Raw genomic sequence first — 19835 nt, 5'->3', positions numbered from 1 at the left:
CATACATTGCCCAACTTTGATCTCTCAGGGCTATTTGTGTTTTCACTCTGACGTAAAATCCTCTCGCAAAAAGTGGGAATAGCCACGCCAAACCCGTGCTGCGGGCCACGGCGAGCCTATTCAACATTTACTCTTTTAATGAGGCTTTTGACATGTCGAGCAACAAAAAACCTATGGTACTGGTGATTCTGGACGGCTACGGGCACCGCGAGGAATCACAAGACAACGCCGTTCTGAATGCCAAAACGCCGGTGATGGATAGCCTGTGGCAGACTTACCCACATACGCTGATCGCCGCGTCGGGTCTGGACGTTGGCTTGCCTGACGGCCAAATGGGCAATTCCGAAGTCGGTCATGTCAATCTGGGGGCGGGCCGCATCGTTTATCAAGACCTGACTCGCCTCGATAAAGAAATAAAAGAAGGTGATTTTTTCGACAATGCCGTGCTGGCAGGAGCTGTTGACCGTGCCGTGGCCGCTGGCAAAGCCGTGCACATCATGGGCCTGCTCTCAGCGGGCGGCGTTCACAGCCACGAAGATCACATCATGGCGATGGTTGAACTGGCCCATCGTCGCGGCGCAAAAGCCATTTATCTGCACGCTTTCCTCGACGGTCGCGACACCCCGCCACGCAGCGCCGAAAGCTCACTCCAGCGCTTTAGCGAAAAATTCCAGCAGTTGGGCACTGGCCGTATCGCCTCCATTATTGGCCGTTATTACGCCATGGACCGCGATAATCGCTGGGACCGCGTGCAGCAAGCTTATGATCTGATGACGCAGGCCAAAGGCGCGTTCACCGCCGATAACGCCGTGGAAGCCCTGCAAGCCGCCTATGCTCGCGATGAAAACGATGAGTTCGTCAAAGCCACCGTGCTGCGCCGCGCGGGCGAAGCCGATGCCGCGCTGGAAGACGGCGACGCGATGATTTTCATGAACTTCCGTGCCGACCGTGCGCGTGAAATCACCCGCGCATTTATCAGCCCCGACTTTGACGGCTTCACCCGCGAAAAGGTGATTAACTTCGGCGATTTCGTGATGCTGACGGAATACGCCGCCGATATCGATGCCGAGTGCGCCTATCCACCCGATTCACTGAAAAACACCTTGGGCGAGTGGCTGATGGCCCACAACAAAACCCAGCTACGCATCTCCGAAACGGAGAAATATGCTCACGTCACCTTCTTCTTCAACGGCGGCATGGAAGACCCGTTCGCCGGTGAAGATCGCATTCTGATTAAGTCGCCGAATGTCGCAACTTATGATTTGCAGCCGGAAATGAGCTCGGCGGAACTGACCGACAAACTGCTCACCGCCATTGGCAGCGGCAAGTACGACACCATCATCTGTAACTATCCAAATGGCGACATGGTGGGTCACAGCGGCGTGTATGAAGCGGCGGTAAAAGCAGTGGAAACGCTGGATGAGTGCATTGGCAAAGTGGTCGAGGCGGTGAAACAGGTGGGCGGCCAGCTACTAGTGACGGCCGATCACGGTAATGCCGAACAAATGCGCGACCCGGCAACAGGGCAGGCGCACACCGCGCACACCAATCTGCCGGTGCCGTTGATTTATATCGGCGCAGACGCGCAGGTGGTCGAAGGCGGCAAGCTTTCCGATATCGCGCCAACCATGCTGTCGCTGATGGGTATGAAAACCCCAGCGGAAATGAGCGGTAAGCCGCTATTTATCGTTAAATAGTCCTGAACGACGTCTAAACGGGCCGCATTTTAAGCATGGCGGCCATTTAAAGGACGTCGGTTATACACTACAGTTTTAAGGCGTATTAGCGCGGCTAGTACGCCTTTTTTGTTTGTGCATCAGGCTGTTGATTAGTGGTACGATAACCTGAAGGACAGCCAGATTGTCTATCATCCACGGTCGGCAAGCAGGAAAAAGTTTGAGCAAATTCATCAATTTCAGCGCAATGAAAAACCGTCTTTCTATTAATGATAAGACGACATCAGGCAGCCCGGCGTCCGCATTTTTGCTTTGCGCCTCGTTACTCGTTCCTGCTTTTGTTGCTCACGCTGACGACAATAAAGACCAGCTCAAAACTCTCCAGCAAAGCATCGCCGAAAAAGAGAAAAGCGTTAAGCAGCAAAAACAGCAGCGCAGCTCGTTGCAGGATCAGCTTCAGGCGCAGGAAAAGATCATCGCCTCGGCCAGCCGTGGGCTGCGTGATACCCAATCGACCCTCGCCACCCTCAATAAAGACATCGCCAATTTAAATGCCTCGATAGACAAACTGCAAAAACAGCAAAAAAGCCAAGAAGAAATTCTGGCGAAACAGCTGGATGCCGCCTTCCGCGTGGGTCAGCACAGTGGGTTACAACTGCTGTTGAGTGGCGAAGAGAGCGAGCGCAGTGAACGCATTCTGGCCTATTTCGGCTATTTCAACCAAGCCCGTCAGAAGTCTATCGAGCAACTTAAGCAAACGCGTACCACGCTGGCCGCGCAGCGCGTCTCGCTGGAAGCCAAACAGACCCAGCAGAAAAGCCTGCTGAGCGAACAGCAGAGCCAGCAGCAGAAGCTCGAACAAGCCCGCGCAGCGCGTAAACAGACGCTGAGTTCGCTGGAAAGCTCCTTGCAGAAAGATGAGCAGAGCCTGTCTGAGCTGCGCGCCAACGAAACGCGACTACGTGACAAGATTGCCGCCGCCGAGCGCGCCGCCCGCGCTCGCGCTGAGAAAGAGGCCAAAGAGGCCGCGGCTATTCGCGCTAAAGAGCAGCAAGCCAAGAAGAAAGGCTCCACCTACAAACCGACGCAGGGCGAGCAGGCGCTGGTGTCGCGTACCGGCGGGCTGGGTCGCCCAGCGGGGCAAGATATTTGGCCAGTTCGCGGCGCTATTCTGCACCGATTCGGCGAACAGCTGCAGGGTGAGCTACGCTGGAAAGGCATCGTGATTTCGGCTCGGGAAGGGAGCGAAGTCAAAGCCGTCGCCGATGGCCGCGTTCTGCTGGCCGACTGGCTGCAGGGCTACGGTCTGGTGGTGGTTATCGAGCACGGTAAAGGTGATATGAGCCTTTATGGTTACAACCAAAGCGCGCTGGTGAACGTGGGTGATCAGGTTAAATCCGGTCAGGCCATTGCACTGGTGGGTACCAGCGGAGGTCAGGGCCAGCCATCGCTGTATTTTGAAATTCGTCGTCAGGGCCAGGCCGTTAACCCACAGCCGTGGTTGGGAAGATAGCATTGCGATATAAAAAGTCCGTTTTAGCCGCGCTGTGCGGCACCGTCCTGTTTGCCTGTCAGGCTCAGGCAGCGAAATTAGCCATCCTTATTGATGATTTTGGTTACCGCCAACAGAATGAAAATCAGGTGTTGCAGATGCCCAAGGCCGTCTCCATCGCGATTTTCCCCAATGCGCCAGACTCGCACATCATGATGGAGAAAGCCCACCAGCAGGGCCGTGAGATCCTGATCCACCTGCCGATGGCGCCCCTGAGTAAACAGCCGCTGGAAAAAGATACCTTAACGCCGTCGATGAGCAGCGAAGAGGTGAAACGTATTGTGGATCAAGCGATTAAGAGCATCCCTTACGCCGTAGGCATCAACAACCATATGGGCAGCGCCATGACCTCCAGCCTGCCGGGTATGGAGAAGGTGATGCAGGCCATGAACACCCACAGCCTGTTTTTCCTCGACAGTATGACCATCGGCAATACCAAGTCAGTGCAGGCCGCCGCCGGGACTCAGGTGCGCGTCATCAAGCGAAACGTCTTTTTAGATGATGTGCAGAACGAAGCTGAGATCCGCAAACAGTTTGAGCGCGCCATCCAGCTTGCGCGCCGCAATGGCTATGCCATCGCCATCGGCCACCCGCACCCGACCACGGTGCGCGTGTTGCAGCAAATGTTACCGAACTTGCCGTCGGATATCGTCTTAGTACGTCCAAGCGATCTGCTCAATGAGCCGACCCGCAGCGCGCCGCCGGGCAAAAACCCGACCAAAGTCGCGCCGCCGAAAACGCTGTTTAAAGGGGCGCGCCTCTGTACCAGCAAGAAACCTGTGGCGCCGGTGTATGCCGATACCATGTTCAAGGTTATTGGTGAGAGCGTGGCACAGCTGCCTGCCGTCACCTTTGTTGAGCGCACTTGGGACACCTGGTTCGCCGATGCCCCGAAAGGCGTGGAAAAACCGTAAAACATCCCGCGCTTTCAATGCAAAAGGCCAGCAAATGCTGGCCTTTGTCTTTGGTGCAGCGGGAGCTTACTCCCAGTTCAGAATCACTTTACCCGACTGGCCGGAGCGCATAGCGTCAAAGCCTTTCTGGAAATCATCGATAGAGAAATGGTGAGTGATAAGCGGGGTGAGATCCAAACCAGACTGGATCAGCGCCGCCATCTTGTACCAGGTTTCAAACATCTCGCGGCCGTAAATGCCCTTGATAAACAGACCTTTGAAAATCACCTGATTCCAGTCAATCGACATGTCGGAAGGCGGAATACCCAGCAGCGCGATGCGCCCGCCGTGGTTCATGGCGTTGAGCATGGAACGGAAGGCCGGTGGCGCGCCCGACATTTCCAGACCGACATCAAAGCCTTCGGTCATACCCAGCTCGGTCATCACCTCTTCTAGCGTCTCATTTTTGACGTTGACCGCGCGGGTCACGCCCATTTTGCGCGCCAAATCCAGACGGTATTCATTCATATCAGTGATGACCACGTGGCGTGCGCCCACGTGCTTACAGATTGCCGCCGCCATGATACCTATCGGGCCAGCGCCGCTGATCAGCACGTCTTCGCCGACCAAATCGAAGGAGAGCGCGGTATGCACAGCGTTGCCCAGTGGGTCGAAGATGGCGGCGAGGTCGTCAGAGATGTTGTCTGGAATTTTGAAGGCGTTGAAGGCTGGCAGCACCAGATACTCGGCAAAGGCCCCCGGACGGTTCACCCCGACGCCCTGCGTGTTGCGACAAAGATGGGTGCGTCCACCGCGACAGTTGCGGCAGTGGCCGCAGGTGATGTGGCCTTCGCCAGAGACGCGGTCGCCAATGTTGAAGCCTTTGACTTCCTGACCGATGCCGACCACTTCGCCGACATATTCGTGGCCGACCACCATCGGCACCGGGATGGTCTTCTGCGACCATTCATCCCAGTTATAGATATGCACGTCAGTACCGCAAATGGCGGTTTTACGAATTTTAATCAGCAGATCGTTATGGCCAAGCTCAGGCACTGGCGCATCCGTCATCCAGATACCTTCTTCACGCTTTAATTTTGCTAACGCTTTCATGCAGGTTCCTCAGGCAATCACGCCAAGCTTTTTACCAATACGGGTGAAGGCGTCCACCGCCTTTTCGATTTGTTCGGTGCTGTGCGCGGCAGACATCTGGGTGCGAATGCGCGCCTGACCTTTTGGTACCACCGGGAAGAAGAAGCCGGTGACGTAGATGCCTTCGTGCTGCAAGGCCGCCGCAAACTCTTGCGCCAGCTTCGCTTCGCCCAGCATCACCGGGATGATCGCGTGGTCAGCGCCAGCCAGCGTGAAACCGGCGGCGGTCATTTTCTCGCGGAACAGCTGGGCGTTGCTCATCAGCTTCTGGCGCAGTTCACTGCCCTGTTCCAGCATGGAGAGCACTTTCAGCGAGGCGGCGACGATGGAAGGTGCCAGTGAGTTGGAGAACAGATACGGGCGCGAGCGCTGGCGCAGCCAGTCAATCACCTCTTTGCGCCCTGCGGTGTAGCCGCCAGACGCGCCGCCCATGGCTTTGCCGAGGGTGCCGGTGATGATGTCCACGCGACCAATCACGTCGCAATATTCGTGGGTGCCGCGACCGTGCTCGCCGACAAAGCCCACGGCGTGGGAGTCATCGACCATAACCAGCGCGTCAAAACGCTCGGCCAAATCGCAAATCCCGTTTAGGTTGGCAATCACGCCATCCATGGAAAATACGCCGTCGGTGGCGATCATGATATGTCGCGCGCCCTCGGCTTTGGCCTGCTCGAGACGGGCTTCGAGTTCGGCTAAATCGTTGTTGGCGTAGCGATAGCGCTTGGCTTTGCACAGGCGCACGCCGTCGATGATCGACGCATGATTCAGTGCATCTGAGATAATGGCGTCTTCAGGCCCCAGCAGCGTTTCGAACAGGCCGCCGTTGGCGTCGAAGCAGGAAGAATAGAGAATGGCGTCGTCCATGCAGAGGAAGTCGGCCAAGCGACTTTCCAGCTCTTTATGGGCATCTTGGGTGCCGCAGATAAAGCGCACCGAGGCCATACCGAAGCCGTGGCTGTCTAAACCGGCTTTGGCGGCGGCGATAAGATCAGGGTGGTTGGCGAGACCAAGGTAGTTGTTGGCACAGAAATTGATGACCGGTTCACCACCAGCAACGGTAATTTCCGCCTGCTGTGCTGAGGTCAAAATTCGCTCTTCCTTGAACAGACCATCGGCACGCGCCTGATCAAGTTCTTCTTCCAGTTGGCGGTAAAACGAAGCGGACATAACGTTATCTCCTGAAAATGACTCATTCGTCAGACACATTACTAATCCGCCTAACGAATAACGAGTGAAGCTGTCAGAATTTCTTTATTTTGTAGCATAGTTCACGCCTTAAGCCCTGATGCACTAGAATCCAACGAATCAGATAGCTTCCGAATGTGACTGACATAATGAAGTGTTATGATATTGCCAACTGTATAGACCGCGCATGGTGCGCGGTTTTCTAAATGATTAAAGGTGAGTCCCATGATAATCGTCACTGGCGGCGCTGGTTTTATCGGCAGCAACATTATTAAATCGCTTAATGATATGGGATATCGCGATATTTTAGTGGTCGATAACCTGAAAGACGGCACCAAGTTCGTCAATCTGGTTGACCTCGATATTGCTGATTATTGCGACAAAGAAGATTTCATCGCCAGCATCGTTGCCGGGGATGACCTTGGTGATATCGACGCAATTTTCCATGAAGGTGCCTGCTCATCCACCACCGAGTGGGATGGCAAGTATATGATGGATAACAACTATCAGTACTCCAAAGACCTGCTGCACTTCTGCCTTGAGCGCGAAATTCCGTTCCTCTACGCCTCTTCTGCGGCCACCTACGGCAGCCAGAGCACCAGCTTTGTGGAAGACCGTAAATACGAACAGCCGCTGAACGTCTATGGCTACTCCAAATTCTTGTTCGACCAATATGTGCGTGAAATTCTGCCGCACGCCCAGTCACAGATTTGTGGTTTCCGTTACTTCAACGTCTATGGGCCGCGCGAAGGCCACAAAGGCAGCATGGCCAGCGTGGCTTACCATCTGAACAACCAGATCAACGCGGGCGAGAATCCAAAACTGTTCGCTGGCAGCGAAGATTTCAAACGTGACTTCATCTACGTGGGTGACGTCGCCGCAGTGAACCTGTGGTTCTGGCAGAATGGCGTTTCCGGCATATTTAACTGCGGGACCGGCCGTTCAGAGTCCTTCCAGGCCGTGGCGGAAGCCGTGATCGAACATCACCAAAAAGGCCAAATCGAAACCATTCCATTCCCTGAAAAACTGAAAGGCCGCTACCAGTCTTTCACTCAGGCTGATATGTCTGCATTGCGCGCCGCGGGTTATGACAAACCGTTCAAAACCGTTGCCGAAGGCGTGGCTGAATACATGACGTGGCTTAACCGCGCGGTCTGATAATCAGTGTTGAGTTAAGGAATGTTTAAGTAATGAAAATGCTGGTCATTGGCCCTTCTTGGGTGGGCGACATGATGATGTCGCAAAGTCTTTACCGCACCATCAAGGCCATTGAGCCAGCGGCAGAAATCGACGTGATGGCACCGGCCTGGTGCCGTCCGCTGCTCGATAGAATGCCAGAAGTCAGCCGCGCCCTGCCGATGCCTCTAGGGCACGGGGCGCTGGAACTGGGTGAGCGTCGGCGTCTGGGCGTTGCCCTGCGCGAGAACCACTATCAGCGCGCCTTCGTTCTGCCTAACTCCTTCAAGTCCGCACTGGTGCCCTTCTTCGCCAAGGTTCCGCAAAGAACCGGCTGGCGAGGCGAGATGCGCTACGGCCTGCTCAATGATATTCGCGTACTGGATAAGCCCGCTTTTCCATTAATGGTGCAGCGCTACGTGGCGCTGGCCTATGACGCCAAGCAGATTCACTCTGCGGCCGACCTGCCCCAGCCTCTGCTGTGGCCGCAGTTACGCGTCACGGAGACCGAAGTCGCCGACGTCAGCCAGGCCTTCGCGCTGTCTGCTGCAAGGCCGGTGATTGGCTTCTGCCCCGGCGCCGAGTTTGGCCCGGCGAAACGCTGGCCGCACTACCACTACGCCGCATTGGCCGAAAAGTTGATTGCCGATGGCTATCAAGTGGTGCTTTTTGGCTCGGCAAAAGACCATCCGGCGGGTGAAGATATTCGCGCTGCGCTGACGGATTCCGCGCAGGCGCTGTGCCTCAATTTGGCAGGTAAAACCTCACTTGACCAAGCCGTGGTGCTGATTGCCGCCTGTCAGGCAGTAGTCAGCAATGACTCAGGCCTGATGCACGTTGCCGCCGCGCTGAATAAGCCGCTGGTCGCACTCTATGGCCCGAGCAGCCCTGATTTCACCCCGCCGCTCAGCCAGCACGCCAAAGTCATTCGCCTCATCACCGGCTATCACAAGGTGCGTAAAGGGGATGCCGAACAGGGTTATCATCAAAGTCTGATCGACATTCAACCCGAGCAGGTTTATCAAGAGTTGTCGCAGCTATTGGTTTCAGGAAAGGATTTGTAATGCGGGTACTGATTGTCAAAACATCATCAATGGGCGACGTCCTGCACACTCTTCCTGCATTAACTGATGCGATGAACGCCATTCCGGGTATCTCGTTCGATTGGGTGGTGGAAGAAGGGTTTGCACAAATTCCTAGCTGGCACCCGGCTGTCGATCGCGTTATCCCGGTGGCCATTCGTCGCTGGAGAAAAAACTGGTTTGGCTCGGAAACGCGTCAGCAACGCTGTGATTTCAAAAGAGAACTGCAATCGCGCACCTATGATGCGGTGATTGACGCACAGGGCTTAATCAAGAGCGCGGCGCTGATCACCCGCGTCGCCAAGGGCCGTAAACATGGGCAAGATGCCAAAAGCGCCCGCGAGCCTTTCGCCAGCTGGTTTTTCAACCAGCGCCACGAGATAAGCAAGCAGCAGCACGCCGTCGAGCGTACGCGCGAGCTGTTCGCCAAAAGTCTGGGCTATGAGAAGCCGGAAACACAGGGCGATTACGCTATCGCTGCACGCTTTTTGGTAAACCCGCCTGCCGATGCCAATCGCTATCTGGTTTTCCTTCACGCCACCACGCGGGCCGATAAGCACTGGCCTGAAAGTCACTGGCGCGAGCTGATTGGCTTATTCAGCAATCAGGACATTGTGATTAAACTGCCTTGGGGCGCGGAGCACGAACATCAGCGCGCTTGCCGTCTGGCGGAGGGTTTCGAGCACGTCGTGGTACTGCCGAAGATGAGTCTCGAACAGGTCGCCAGCGTGCTGGCCGGCGCGAAAGCCGTGGTGTCAGTAGATACCGGCTTGAGCCACCTCACCGCGGCCCTCGATAGGCCTAACATTACGATTTATGGCCCGACCGACCCAGGATTGATTGGCGGTTATGGGAAGAATCAGCAGTCTTTAACTGCGGAAGACAAGGACATGTCGTCTATTTCGGCGGCGAGGGTATTTGAAGCTTTAGGTGGGCAACGCTAATGAAGAAGCTGCATGTTATTAATTTGGAAAAGATGGGAGGCGTTGAACGCCTTTTCCTTCAATACATTAATAATGATCCTGACAACATTAATGAGATTCTTTGTATAAACAGTCAGGTAGGCAGCGAAATAGAGAAAAAGCTGGCCGGAAAAAAAGTGTCATATGCCAACCGGATATTCAACGGCTTCTCAACGCGTTACCCTCAGTTTTTGCGAAAGTTTGTACTTAAACATAAAATCGAAAAAGCCAATGCTGATGTGATTGTCGTATGGGACTTAGTGCCAGTACTTGCCGCAAAACCGAAACGCGGAAAGTTCATTTATTACGATCATGGCTGTTCGTGGCGCTATCCCAAAAACAGCAAAACCTTGGGCTTCTTCGCTATGTTAGATGGCGTGATGTCTGCCTCATGGGCCTCGAAACGCGTGATGGAGCTACGATTCAACTTGCCGATTGCATGTGAAGTGGTACCGAACAGAATTGAAACACCACCCGGCGTACATTACGAAGCCAAAACGCTGCCTGAGACTGTTCGGATTGGTACTGCCTCAAGATTGGTCACACTAAAAGGAATCAGCGTCTCGCTTCTCATGATGCGCGAGTTGCTCAACCGTGGTCACAAGGTGAAACTGGAGATTGCCGGTAAAGGTCCAGACCGGCAATTGCTGGAAGAGTTGACTGAAAGGCTTGAGTTGAAAAATCACGTTACCTTTAGCGGTTTTCAGGACAATGTGAGTGAATTCTTCAATCGCACCGATGTCTACATGAGCACGCCGGTGACCGAGCCATTTGGTCTCTCCTGCGTTGAGGCGCTCTATTTTAGCGTGCCGGTTATTTTTCCCTTTGTGGATGGGCAGCCCGAGGCTGTGAAAGATAAAGAGTGTGGGCTGGGATTAGTCCCTAAAGTCAGCGTTGCAGAGCACCAAAAACTAACGGGGATTAAAGTTGATTTCCCTTATGAGGTTTATGATCCGCTTGAAGATAAATTAGTTACACCAAAACTGCTTTGTCATTTAGAGTGTGCAGATGCGTTTGAACAAATGATTCAAGAACCTAACTATCAAAAATTACGAGAAAACGCGCACAGGTTCACAACGCAATCTTTAGATTACAGCGCCTTCAAAAAACAGTTTGAAGCTATCCTCGCTCGTTACGTTGCCGAAGAATAGGCTATTTGGAATATAAATAGATGATCAGAAGAGAAACGCCTCATCCAATTTTTAGTTACGCTATATATTTTGGATGCCTGCTCAGCATTTGTACTGTTTCATTTGACTGGGGCAACGGCCGCAACATTTTGTTTATCACCAGCTACATTGCTTTTATTGCGCTTATTTTTAACTTCAAATACTACACTCGTCAAAAGTGTTTATTATTAGCCCCTCTGTCCTTTGTGGTGCTAGGACTTGCCAACCTTTTTTGGGTTGAAGCTTTCAAAAAACCTGACGAATACATTGACCTCTATCGGGCATATTTTGTAACTGGGAAAATATTAATTGCAACAGGATTTATATTACTCATTGCACTTAATGAGCAGTTAAAAGTAAAAAACTGGCTTATTCCAGCACTTATCACCTTGGGCATCGCTGTAAACGGTTACGCTATATACCAGTCGATGCATGCTACCTCTTTACGTATTGAGTTAAATTTTGATAGAGCAACCGTTGCAGCTTATATAATAACGGCCATTAATATTTTAATGCTCTATTCCCTACTTCAGCTTAAAAACAAATTCAATGCCATCTTCTTTTCTTTGGGCTTCTTAATTAGCTTCGTTTCAATTATTCATACAGAGACACGCGCAGCAATACTTGTTTTCCCAGTAGTCAGTGTATTGATGTTCACCTTTTCTAGAAACGTCTCGACGAAACAGAAATACACTTACGGCATAGCCGTGGTTGTACTGATAGCCTTAAGCTCTTACTTTCTTAAAGATGTTATTGAAAAAAGAATAGCAGCATTTAGAGCAGATATAGCTCAACAATCGATCTCGACGCGTGAAAACTCAGTGGGGGATCGGATCGCGATGTTGAAAGCGGGGATTATTACCGGTAATAAACATTTACTTGGCCAATCGGCTGAACAACGCGGTAAGGATATCGCCGCGATAGCACTTAAAGACCCCGAATTAGCAGATGCCGTACCCTATGTAACTATTCACCTGCATAATGAGATTATTGATAACTACTCTCTTCGTGGCGTTTGGGGGGTGATTCTCTTATTAGCGCTGTATATAGCGTTGTTAATCCTTGCGTTTAGAGTACAAAAAAATGCCGCTCTCTTGGCGATAACATTAGCCATGATGACCTACGGTTTAAGTGATGTACTGTTCTTTAGCTCCGAAGCAGCTGCAATCTTTGGACTTGCGACAATTTTGAGTGTATTAATTGGTAATACGGCGATAAAAAAACAGTCGCAGCTTCGGGAAAATGAGAAAAATGTCGTTGTCTAAGCAACCATTGTTATCAGTTATCGTTCCTTTTTACAATAATGAAAACTTCATTGTAGATGCATTACGATCCTTGTTTTCTCAAATCAATGACGATGTTGAGGTTGTTATAATTGATGATGGGTCTACAGATAACTCTAAGACTTTAGTGGATCGTCTCCTTCAGACGCTGAAGGCCTCTAACTTCTCTTTCATCAGCCACGAAAATCAAGGCATTGCGGCGACGCGAAATGTAGGTTTACATCATGCAAAAGGCACCTATATCACCTTTTTGGATGGCGATGATATTCTGAGCCCGGATTACTATGCGACGCTAGCACCTTATTTACATCAAGGTGAGTTTGATATTATCGATTTCAACTTCCTGCAATTCACCGACACCGTGCCACCGGGTGTTTCAGATGAAACACATCGCTGTATACCCTATGACTGCTTGCAGCCCGAAAGTTATTACTTAAAGCCGGTATTTGAGCGTTCAAACTGGCATCTGTGGAGCAGGATCTTCCGCAGGGAAATACTCAATGGAGAGAGTTTTGAGAATGGCTGTCGTTACGAAGACGTGATTTTCACGCCCTTCCAATATTTTAAAACCAAGAAAATTGCTCATATAGACAAAGTACTTTATTACTATCGGGTCAATAACTCAGGTATTACGAGAAATATTCAAGCCAAAGACATTGATGATATCTTATTCGCGATGAGTAAGATGCTTGCATATATCCAAACATGTCCAAATCGCGATAAAGTTGCGGAGATTGTCGCGCCAATGATTGAAAATTGCTTTATTGAAGCAAAAAAAATGACTAAGAAAGTATATGGTTATTACTATTATACGCCTGAAAATATCGCGCTTTTCAAACTCGCTGCCGAGCTATGCAAAAACACATCTCTTTCTAAAAAGAAATATTACCAGATGAAGTATCCATTCATGGATACTTTCATCTCGAAAATAAATTATCACGTAAGACTTAGACGATAATTGCTCTCACTGTTTATTTTTTAGCCCAACGTGTGAAACCAGTTCAGCATAGACTCGCTCAGGCTGAATAACCCCCATAGGGCTAATTTCTTCCAAATCTATGGTGTAGCCGGTCCGTGATACCTGAATGATCCGATGCAACTCAGTATCCTGGATAGGACCAGTAGATCTTGAATCTGCGGTAACAAACAGGCTGATGGTTTTGGTCTTCACACCCACGGCAAGATGCAATGGGCCGGTATCGCCGGTGACTAAAACATCAAAACCATCAATCAAAGTGATCAGCTGCTGTAAGTCAGTCTTCCCAATTTGATTAGTCACGATTTCTTTATTTTTATCAGAAAGCTGGCGAAGCAGTTCTTCACCGCGAGCTGTGTCAGTGCCCCCGCCAATCAGTACTATTTTGACCGCCGAGTGACGCTGAGCAATCATATCAATCAGCTTCGCGAAATGAGCTATCGGCCAGCAACGCGACTCGGTGGAAGCGCCAATTTGCATACCAATGACCGTCGCGTCGGGATCTTTTATTCCGGGCTGATAAGGCGAGGGAATTTCCATTGCGACAGCATTCGGATCGCACCCCAGTACACTGACGAGTTCCATTTTTCTACGTACGAAGTGACCGTAATAATAAAAAACATAATTTGAAAGCCACTCTTCGAGCCCGCTAATACCATTCATATAATTATCTCTAATTATATATTTTACGCCCGCCATGACGGCGCTAATGACATCATAAGGCAGATGAGAATGGAGAATCAAAGCCAGGTCAGGCTGATGTTCTTTCAGTGACTTAACTAGAACCGGCAATGATTTAATCTTGTTATCCCAATAAACAACGCGATCGTAATGAATGCCATTTTCCACCAGTTGCTGATTTTTTTTATGAGCAACCAGGGTGATATAAGCGTTCGGATAACGCTGTCTAACTTCACGAATTGCTGGGGTGTTAAACATAAAATCACCCAGTGCCGTCGTAGAATAAATCACAATGCTGTCGAAATGCGTTTGTGCATTCAGGGTAGATTTATCGAGCAATCTACCTTTTCTTGGAACGTAACGACGCAAGAACCAATTGGTTAACTTTACTTTCCACTTTTTAGACATCTTGTTTCACTTTCGTCTGATAATATTCTGCCAGCGTCATACCTTGGGTACGTTCCTTAAGCCATTCAAACAAACTTTCTAAATCCTGATACAAGATCTCAATATCCTCTGGCGTCTTAAACGTCGGGCTGCCGCCGGGCATAAATTCAGAGGAATGGAGCATAAACTCAACAAAATCGTGGCCCTGCTGCAGACTTTTGGCAGCAACCCGCTTCATGTTTTCGGCATTGCCGCCCGAAGGGCGCAGCCAATGCACAGAATCAGGACGCTTCTTGCCGCGCAGTGCGTTAATGCCCTGCTTTAAGCCATTAATCCAATGTGGATATTTATACTGGATACTCATTGGGACTTCGAGCAGCGTTGACTGGCCTGATTGGGCAATATTTTCCGGATCGATAAAATAGGAATGAGAGGGGAAATGGCGATAGTCCGTCCCGCCTTTGCCCTCGGGCGCGCCAGGCGAAGTCTGCCAGTTCACCTTCGGCGTGACCGAACAATCGACCTGATAACCGAATTCCAGCAGCAATGAAGCATAATACTCATTCATCGCCCAGCGACCCGCGCGGTGACTCAGCATTTTTGTCTCGAATGCATCTTCCAGCAACCGCGTCATATACTCGACTTTCGCTCGGATTTCTTCACGAGGGAATTCGATAAGATAAGGCTTATGACGCCAGTCATCATCCGTCAGCGGAGAGATAGGTGGGCTGTTCCAGGCATGAAGATGCATACCCACTTCGCCCTGACCACGGGCAATCACGTCACGAGCAAACTCCACGTACTCGGCATCTTTCGCCATTTCATAATTGGTGAGGTAGACCGGCTTGAAGCCATAACGCTCACACAATGCCTGAAAACGCGGCAAAAAATGCGTGTTCTTCGTGAGAATATGCTCATGATTTTGCCAAAGATTGTCGCCTTCGGTGTCAATCGTGATGATAAATGCGGGTTTTGTCATAAAACATGCCTGATGAAAACTGTTGGGGCCAAATGACCCATTCGCACGGAATAATACATAATGTAGTGTGTCCATGAGTCGATTTGGACAACGCTCTGCACTTTTTGTTGCTTATTCTTTGGTATTTTCCCCAGCAAGGCAAGAAAGGCGTGGAAGTATGGCAACATCCTCCAGCGTCCTTTAGAATCAAGCTTTGATTTCATAGATAGTGATGAATGATGGCAAATGCCCAACCGATTAAGCAATTCGCGCCACCGCGGCGTATTCTGATCATCAAACTGCGTCATCATGGCGACATGTTACTGACGACGCCGGTCATCAGTACGCTGAAACAACACTATCCTGAAGCTGAAATTGACATGCTGATGTACCTCGAAACCCGGGATATGTTGGCAAGCGAACCCGATTTAACAAATCTGTTTACCATCGACCGTACCTGGAAAAAGCAGGGAACCCTCGCTCACCTGCGTCATGAATCGCGCCTTATCAAGCAGTTGACCGCACGTAAATATGATTTAGTGGTTAATCTTGCCGACCAATGGCGCAGTGCGTTGGGGGCGAAGCTCACGGGTGCGCCTGTCCGATTGGGCTTCGACCTGCCTAAACGCAAAGGCAAGTTATGGCAGTTTTGCCACACGCATTTGGTCGATGTGTCCAATCACCATCAACTGCATACCGTTGAGCAGAACCTTTCCATTCTAGCCCCTTTGCAACTCTCTTCGGTCGATACGCGCGTGACCATGAGCTATTCCCAAGAGGATGCTGCCTATGTCGCAAAATTATTGGAGAAACAGCAGGTTAATGGTGATTTCGTGGTGATTCAGCCCACTTCGCGCTGGTTCTTCAAATGCTGGACTGATGAAAAAATGGCCGAGACGATCACCGCCCTGCACGGTGAGGGTAAAACCATCGTTTTAACCAGCGGCCCGGCGGAAAACGAGCTACAAATGATCGACCGCATTCTGGCTCTCAGTCCAAAAGGCGGGGTGGTTTCCCTTGCCGGCCAGTTGTCATTACGCCAGCTGGCCGCGCTGATTGATAAAGCTAGCCTATTTATTGGGGTGGACTCCGTCCCAATGCACATGGCCGCCGCCCTGCAAACGCCACTGGTGGCGCTGTTTGGCCCATCAAAGCGCGTTTTCTGGTCGCCATGGCAGGCAAAAGGCGAGGTTATCTGGGCAGGGGATTTCTGCGAACTGCCGGACCCGGATGATATCGATACCCATACTTCCGAGCGATACCTTGACGCCATTCCGACGCAAAGGGTTATCGACGCAGCGAGAAAGCGACTCCTATGAAGCATTTTCGACTGGCGTTAGTTCGCCAAAAATATCGCCCAGACGGCGGCGCCGAGCGCTTTGTTTCCCGCGCTCTTGAGGCCCTTGAGGATCAAGACCTCGACTTAAGCGTCATCACTCGCGAATGGCAGGGCGACGTCAACCCGAACTGGCATATCCATCTTTGCGACCCAATGAAATGGGGCCGCGTCAGCCGCGAGCGCGGTTTTGCCAACGCCGCGCGCAAAATCTGGCAGCAGGAGAAATTCGATATAGTCCAAAGCCATGAGCGCATTCCCGGCTGCGATATTTATCGCGCAGGGGATGGGGTGCATCGCCGCTGGCTGTTGCAGCGTAGCCGCCTGCTGCCAGCATGGCGCGGTAAACGCCTGCTCACTGACAGATTCCACAGTTATGTGATGCGCGCCGAGCGAGAGATGTACGCAGCGCCGGAGCTGAAGTCGGTGATTTGTAACGCGCAAATGATTAAAAATGAAATCATGACCGACTTCGGTCTGCCTGATGAGAAAATCACCGTCATTTATAATGCGATCGACAATCAGAAGTTCCTGCCGGCGACTGAGGCGCTGCGTCATCAGCTGCGCCAGCAGTTCAACATTCCCCAACAGGCGCACTGCCTGATCTTTGTTGGCTCAGGTTTTGAACGCAAGGGGCTTGAGGCCGCCATTCGCGCCGTCGCGGCAACGAACAGCATTTTGCTGGTCGTGGGGCAGGATAAAGATGAAAAACGCTATCGCGGACTGGCGCAGTCTTTGGGCTGCGAGCAGAGAATTCGCTTTATGGGCGTGCAAAAGCAGACTTTGCCTTTTTATCAGGCGGCCGACGCGTTGCTGCTTCCAACTCTCTACGATCCCTTCCCGAACGTCATTTTGGAAGCCATGTCCTGCGGGCTGCCGGTGATCACCAGCCAGACCTGTGGCGGCGCGGAATTCATTCAACAGGGTGTAAATGGCTTTGTTTTTGATGCGCTGGATATCGCATCGCTGGCAGAATCCATCCGCGAACTGCCTGTCGTGGCTCTAGGCTCCGACATGGCCACCGCCGCCCGCGCAAGAATTATAGAAGAAACGCCTGCCCGCCTTTCAGGGCAACTCCTTGACCTCTATAGAAAAATACTGGATTAACCATGCGAGTTTTAATCATTATTGATGGGTTGCCCGGCGGCGGCGCGGAGAAAGTCGTATTGACGCTCTGTAAGGGTTTACAGTCGGCAGACACCGACGTGACGCTGATTTCGCTGCGCGATGTGTGCCAATATCCGATCCCTGAAAACGTGACTTACAAAGTCGTGGCGGATAATTCCCGTTCGCCATGGAGAAAATTGACTGAACTTTCGCGTCGCGCTAAGCAGTTAGACCAAGCCATTAATGAGTGCGAACAAGAGAAAGGGAAGTTTGATTTAATTTTATCCAATCTGCACAAAACCGATCGCATCGTGATGAAGAGCCATATTTATAGCTCCGACCGACTTTGGTTCTGTATTCACGGCATTCTCTCGACTACCTACCTCGGCCATCGAAAAGGATTCGATCGTTGGAATAAGCGTCGCAAAATGGCGGCGGTTTATAATAATAAAAATGTGGTTACCGTTTCTGAGGCCGTGGGTTTTGATTTAAAGAATAATATTCAGGCCACCATCAGAAAGTTGGAAGTGATTAATAATCCTTTTAATATCGATGAAATCGAGGCATTAGCCGACGAACCTTGCGAGATGGCGGGTCAAGATTATTTGGTTCACGTGGGTCGCTTCCATGTACAAAAAAGGCACGATCGCTTATTAGAAGCCTACGCGCAGACCAATCTGCAAACGCCTTTGATGCTCATCGGCACGGGAAGTGAAGATTACACTAATAAAATCAAAAAATTAGCCACGCATCTTAATATTGCCGATCGCGTGATTTTTGCCGGATTTAAGTCCAACCCCTTTTCCTACATTAAACACGCCCAGCAGCTCATTTTGAGTTCTGACAGTGAAGGCTTTGGTAACGTGCTGGTTGAATCCTTAATTTGCGGCACTCCGGTGGTCAGCACGGCATGCCCTGGCGGCCCGGTCGAGATCCTCGAAAAAACGGGAATGGAGAGAGGATTGGCAGAAGTCAATGCAGAATCACTGAGCCAAAAGATTCTGGAGGTTTATAACAACCCTCCCGAAATTCATAAAGAAAAGCTAGATGTGTATGGCATTGAGTATATTTGCGGAAAATATAAATCTTTAGTGAAAAAATAAAGCGAGGCGGGGAAACCCGCCTCATTTTATTTTGCGACGGCAATAAATGATTGCCAAACATCTTCGACGCTAACATCCATACATTCGCCCGAAGGGGTCTGTAAAATTTGATATTTACCGGACCAAGGGTGCCAGGCATCAATATCGGTATCGCCAAACAGCACTACCAGATTTTTATGTAATGCTGACGCTAAATGCATTTGCCCGCCATCACTACACAGAATGGTTTCACACTGTGCAAAGCCGCCAATAAGCTCGCGGATTGAACTTGTAGGATACAGCGCAACTTGTCGGCCAGCGCATAACTCCATCAAGCGATCAGCACGCACCCGATCACCAATATCATCGGGGGATAGCGTCCCCTGAGGTGACCAGAAAATGAGTACGCCAGCGTCTTTGTGCGCCGTGAGGCGATGAATAATCTCGGCGTAGTTCTCGGGTGACCAACGTCTTTTAGGGCTGCGGCTGCTGATATGGACACCATAAACCCTCTTCGCCTGAGGCAATAATGAGGCACATTTCTTCTGTGCATCGGCGAGTTCATGCTCCTCAGGGAAGACATTTACTTTAGGTATGCTAATGTTTTTATTAGTGATTGCACTTAGGTAGCTAAAGGTTTTCTCGACCTGATGTTTACCGGTAAAATCGGATTCAGTGAAAGCTTTGGTAAGACCTTTCCCGCCGGAATCCGCCCCAATAATATTTTTTACGCCAGCAAGTTTTGCCATACGAAGGCTGTATTTACAGGGGGTAGGGTTGGCGAGAATCGCAGCATCGAAACGGATAGATCTAAGTTTGAGGATAATTTTCGCGCGCTCTAAATAAACGCCTAAAGCCGTTTGATTTTTGGCTCTGTGTTTGGCTTTTTTATAAATATAGGTGCGGTAAATAAAAGGATTGTTCTTAATGACATCTTGACTAACTGAGTTAATCAATAAATAAACGTTAGCATTGGGATAGGCTTTTTTTACCCCTTCAATTAACGGCGTTGTACAGACTAAATCACCTATATTATCCCGCCGAATAATTAGTATATTTTTCATTCTACTCTCGTTAGCGATGTCAACATTGCCCCCCTTTCCCGCGGTGGAAACCACGCAAGGTTAGCGCCTTTCCTACTGAGGTATGATACTATTCCGATACCCCATATAAATGAA

General features: G+C 50.6%; 17 protein-coding genes. 12 read left to right on the top strand and 5 right to left on the bottom strand.

All coding sequences use genetic code 11. From position 1 onward, the window contains the following. Nucleotides 1-152 precede the first annotated feature (152 nt). From gpmM to ACT3RT_RS19935, 3 genes are all read left to right on the top strand, one after another. On the top strand, nt 153-1697 hold the full coding sequence (gene gpmM / locus ACT3RT_RS19945; RefSeq protein ID WP_496203624.1) for a 2,3-bisphosphoglycerate-independent phosphoglycerate mutase: 1545 nt from the start codon (nt 153-155) through the stop codon (nt 1695-1697). 226 nt (nt 1698-1923) lie between these two features. Next, complete coding sequence (envC, locus tag ACT3RT_RS19940) at nt 1924-3189, top strand: murein hydrolase activator EnvC (RefSeq protein WP_496203632.1); 1266 nt, start codon at nt 1924-1926, stop codon at nt 3187-3189. A gap of 2 nt (nt 3190-3191) precedes the next feature. Beyond that, complete coding sequence (locus ACT3RT_RS19935; protein WP_496203623.1) at nt 3192-4142, top strand: divergent polysaccharide deacetylase family protein; 951 nt, start codon at nt 3192-3194, stop codon at nt 4140-4142. 66 nt (nt 4143-4208) lie between these two features. Here ACT3RT_RS19935 and tdh read toward each other — a convergent pair whose 3' ends face one another. Then, nucleotides 4209-5234 carry an L-threonine 3-dehydrogenase gene (gene tdh, locus ACT3RT_RS19930; protein ID WP_034794554.1) on the bottom strand — a complete coding sequence of 342 codons (1026 nt, stop codon included), beginning with the start codon at nt 5232-5234 and terminating at the stop codon, nt 4209-4211. 9 nt (nt 5235-5243) lie between these two features. Further along, nucleotides 5244-6440 (bottom strand): glycine C-acetyltransferase, encoded by a 1197-nt coding sequence (locus ACT3RT_RS19925; RefSeq protein WP_496203622.1) that lies wholly within the window; start codon nt 6438-6440, stop codon nt 5244-5246. A gap of 243 nt (nt 6441-6683) precedes the next feature. Here ACT3RT_RS19925 and rfaD point away from each other — a divergent pair, with 243 nt between their 5' ends. From rfaD to ACT3RT_RS19895, 6 genes are read left to right on the top strand one after another with little or no spacing between them, the layout of a single operon-like run. Beyond that, entirely contained in the window at nt 6684-7616 is a 933-nt protein-coding gene (rfaD, locus tag ACT3RT_RS19920; protein ID WP_353503835.1) for an ADP-glyceromanno-heptose 6-epimerase, read from the top strand. Between the two features lie 32 nt (nt 7617-7648). Beyond that, on the top strand, nt 7649-8698 hold the full coding sequence (gene rfaF, locus ACT3RT_RS19915) for an ADP-heptose--LPS heptosyltransferase RfaF (RefSeq protein ID WP_486033757.1): 1050 nt from the start codon (nt 7649-7651) through the stop codon (nt 8696-8698). Next, nucleotides 8698-9660, top strand: coding sequence for a lipopolysaccharide heptosyltransferase RfaC (gene rfaC / locus ACT3RT_RS19910; RefSeq protein ID WP_496200913.1), 963 nt, complete (start codon nt 8698-8700; stop codon nt 9658-9660). The genes rfaF and rfaC overlap by 1 nt, the downstream gene beginning before the upstream one ends. After that, nucleotides 9660-10829, top strand: a complete 1170-nt coding sequence (locus ACT3RT_RS19905; protein ID WP_353503832.1) for a glycosyltransferase — start codon at nt 9660-9662, stop codon at nt 10827-10829. The genes rfaC and ACT3RT_RS19905 overlap by 1 nt, the downstream gene beginning before the upstream one ends. 20 nt (nt 10830-10849) lie before the next feature. Beyond that, a complete protein-coding gene (locus ACT3RT_RS19900) occupies nt 10850-12112 on the top strand; it encodes an O-antigen ligase family protein (protein WP_353503831.1) in 1263 nt (420 codons plus the stop codon). After that, entirely contained in the window at nt 12099-13088 is a 990-nt protein-coding gene (locus ACT3RT_RS19895) for a glycosyltransferase family 2 protein (RefSeq protein ID WP_441656054.1), read from the top strand. The genes ACT3RT_RS19900 and ACT3RT_RS19895 overlap by 14 nt, the downstream gene beginning before the upstream one ends. A 6-nt stretch (nt 13089-13094) precedes the next feature. On the opposite strand, the gene ACT3RT_RS19890 is transcribed toward ACT3RT_RS19895, so the two are convergent. Beyond that, nucleotides 13095-14195, bottom strand: a complete 1101-nt coding sequence (locus ACT3RT_RS19890; RefSeq protein WP_353503829.1) for a glycosyltransferase family 9 protein — start codon at nt 14193-14195, stop codon at nt 13095-13097. Next, nucleotides 14188-15153: a polysaccharide deacetylase family protein gene (locus ACT3RT_RS19885; protein ID WP_496203621.1), complete on the bottom strand. Its 966-nt coding sequence runs from the start codon at nt 15151-15153 to the stop codon at nt 14188-14190. The genes ACT3RT_RS19890 and ACT3RT_RS19885 overlap by 8 nt, the downstream gene beginning before the upstream one ends. A gap of 215 nt (nt 15154-15368) precedes the next feature. Between ACT3RT_RS19885 and rfaQ the strand changes: the two genes are divergently transcribed. Genes rfaQ through ACT3RT_RS19870 form a run of 3 tightly spaced genes read left to right on the top strand, consistent with a single transcriptional unit; the run spans nt 15369 to nt 18678 of the window. Then, on the top strand, nt 15369-16451 hold the full coding sequence (gene rfaQ / locus ACT3RT_RS19880; RefSeq protein ID WP_496203620.1) for a putative lipopolysaccharide heptosyltransferase III: 1083 nt from the start codon (nt 15369-15371) through the stop codon (nt 16449-16451). After that, nucleotides 16448-17575 carry a glycosyltransferase family 4 protein gene (locus ACT3RT_RS19875; RefSeq protein WP_485903815.1) on the top strand — a complete coding sequence of 376 codons (1128 nt, stop codon included), beginning with the start codon at nt 16448-16450 and terminating at the stop codon, nt 17573-17575. The genes rfaQ and ACT3RT_RS19875 overlap by 4 nt, the downstream gene beginning before the upstream one ends. A gap of 2 nt (nt 17576-17577) precedes the next feature. Beyond that, a complete protein-coding gene (locus tag ACT3RT_RS19870; RefSeq protein WP_485903817.1) occupies nt 17578-18678 on the top strand; it encodes a glycosyltransferase in 1101 nt (366 codons plus the stop codon). 26 nt (nt 18679-18704) lie between these two features. Here the strand turns inward: ACT3RT_RS19870 and ACT3RT_RS19865 are convergent, their stop codons facing one another. Then, nucleotides 18705-19721: a glycosyltransferase family 9 protein gene (locus ACT3RT_RS19865; protein ID WP_496203619.1), complete on the bottom strand. Its 1017-nt coding sequence runs from the start codon at nt 19719-19721 to the stop codon at nt 18705-18707. Between the last annotated feature and the right edge of the window lie 114 nt (nt 19722-19835).

Origin of the sequence: Ewingella sp. AOP9-I1-14, from assembly GCF_052375995.1 — a bacterium.
GTDB classification, from domain to species: Bacteria; Pseudomonadota; Gammaproteobacteria; order Enterobacterales; family Enterobacteriaceae; genus Ewingella; species Ewingella allii.
This window is presented reverse-complemented; position numbering and strand designations above follow the sequence as displayed.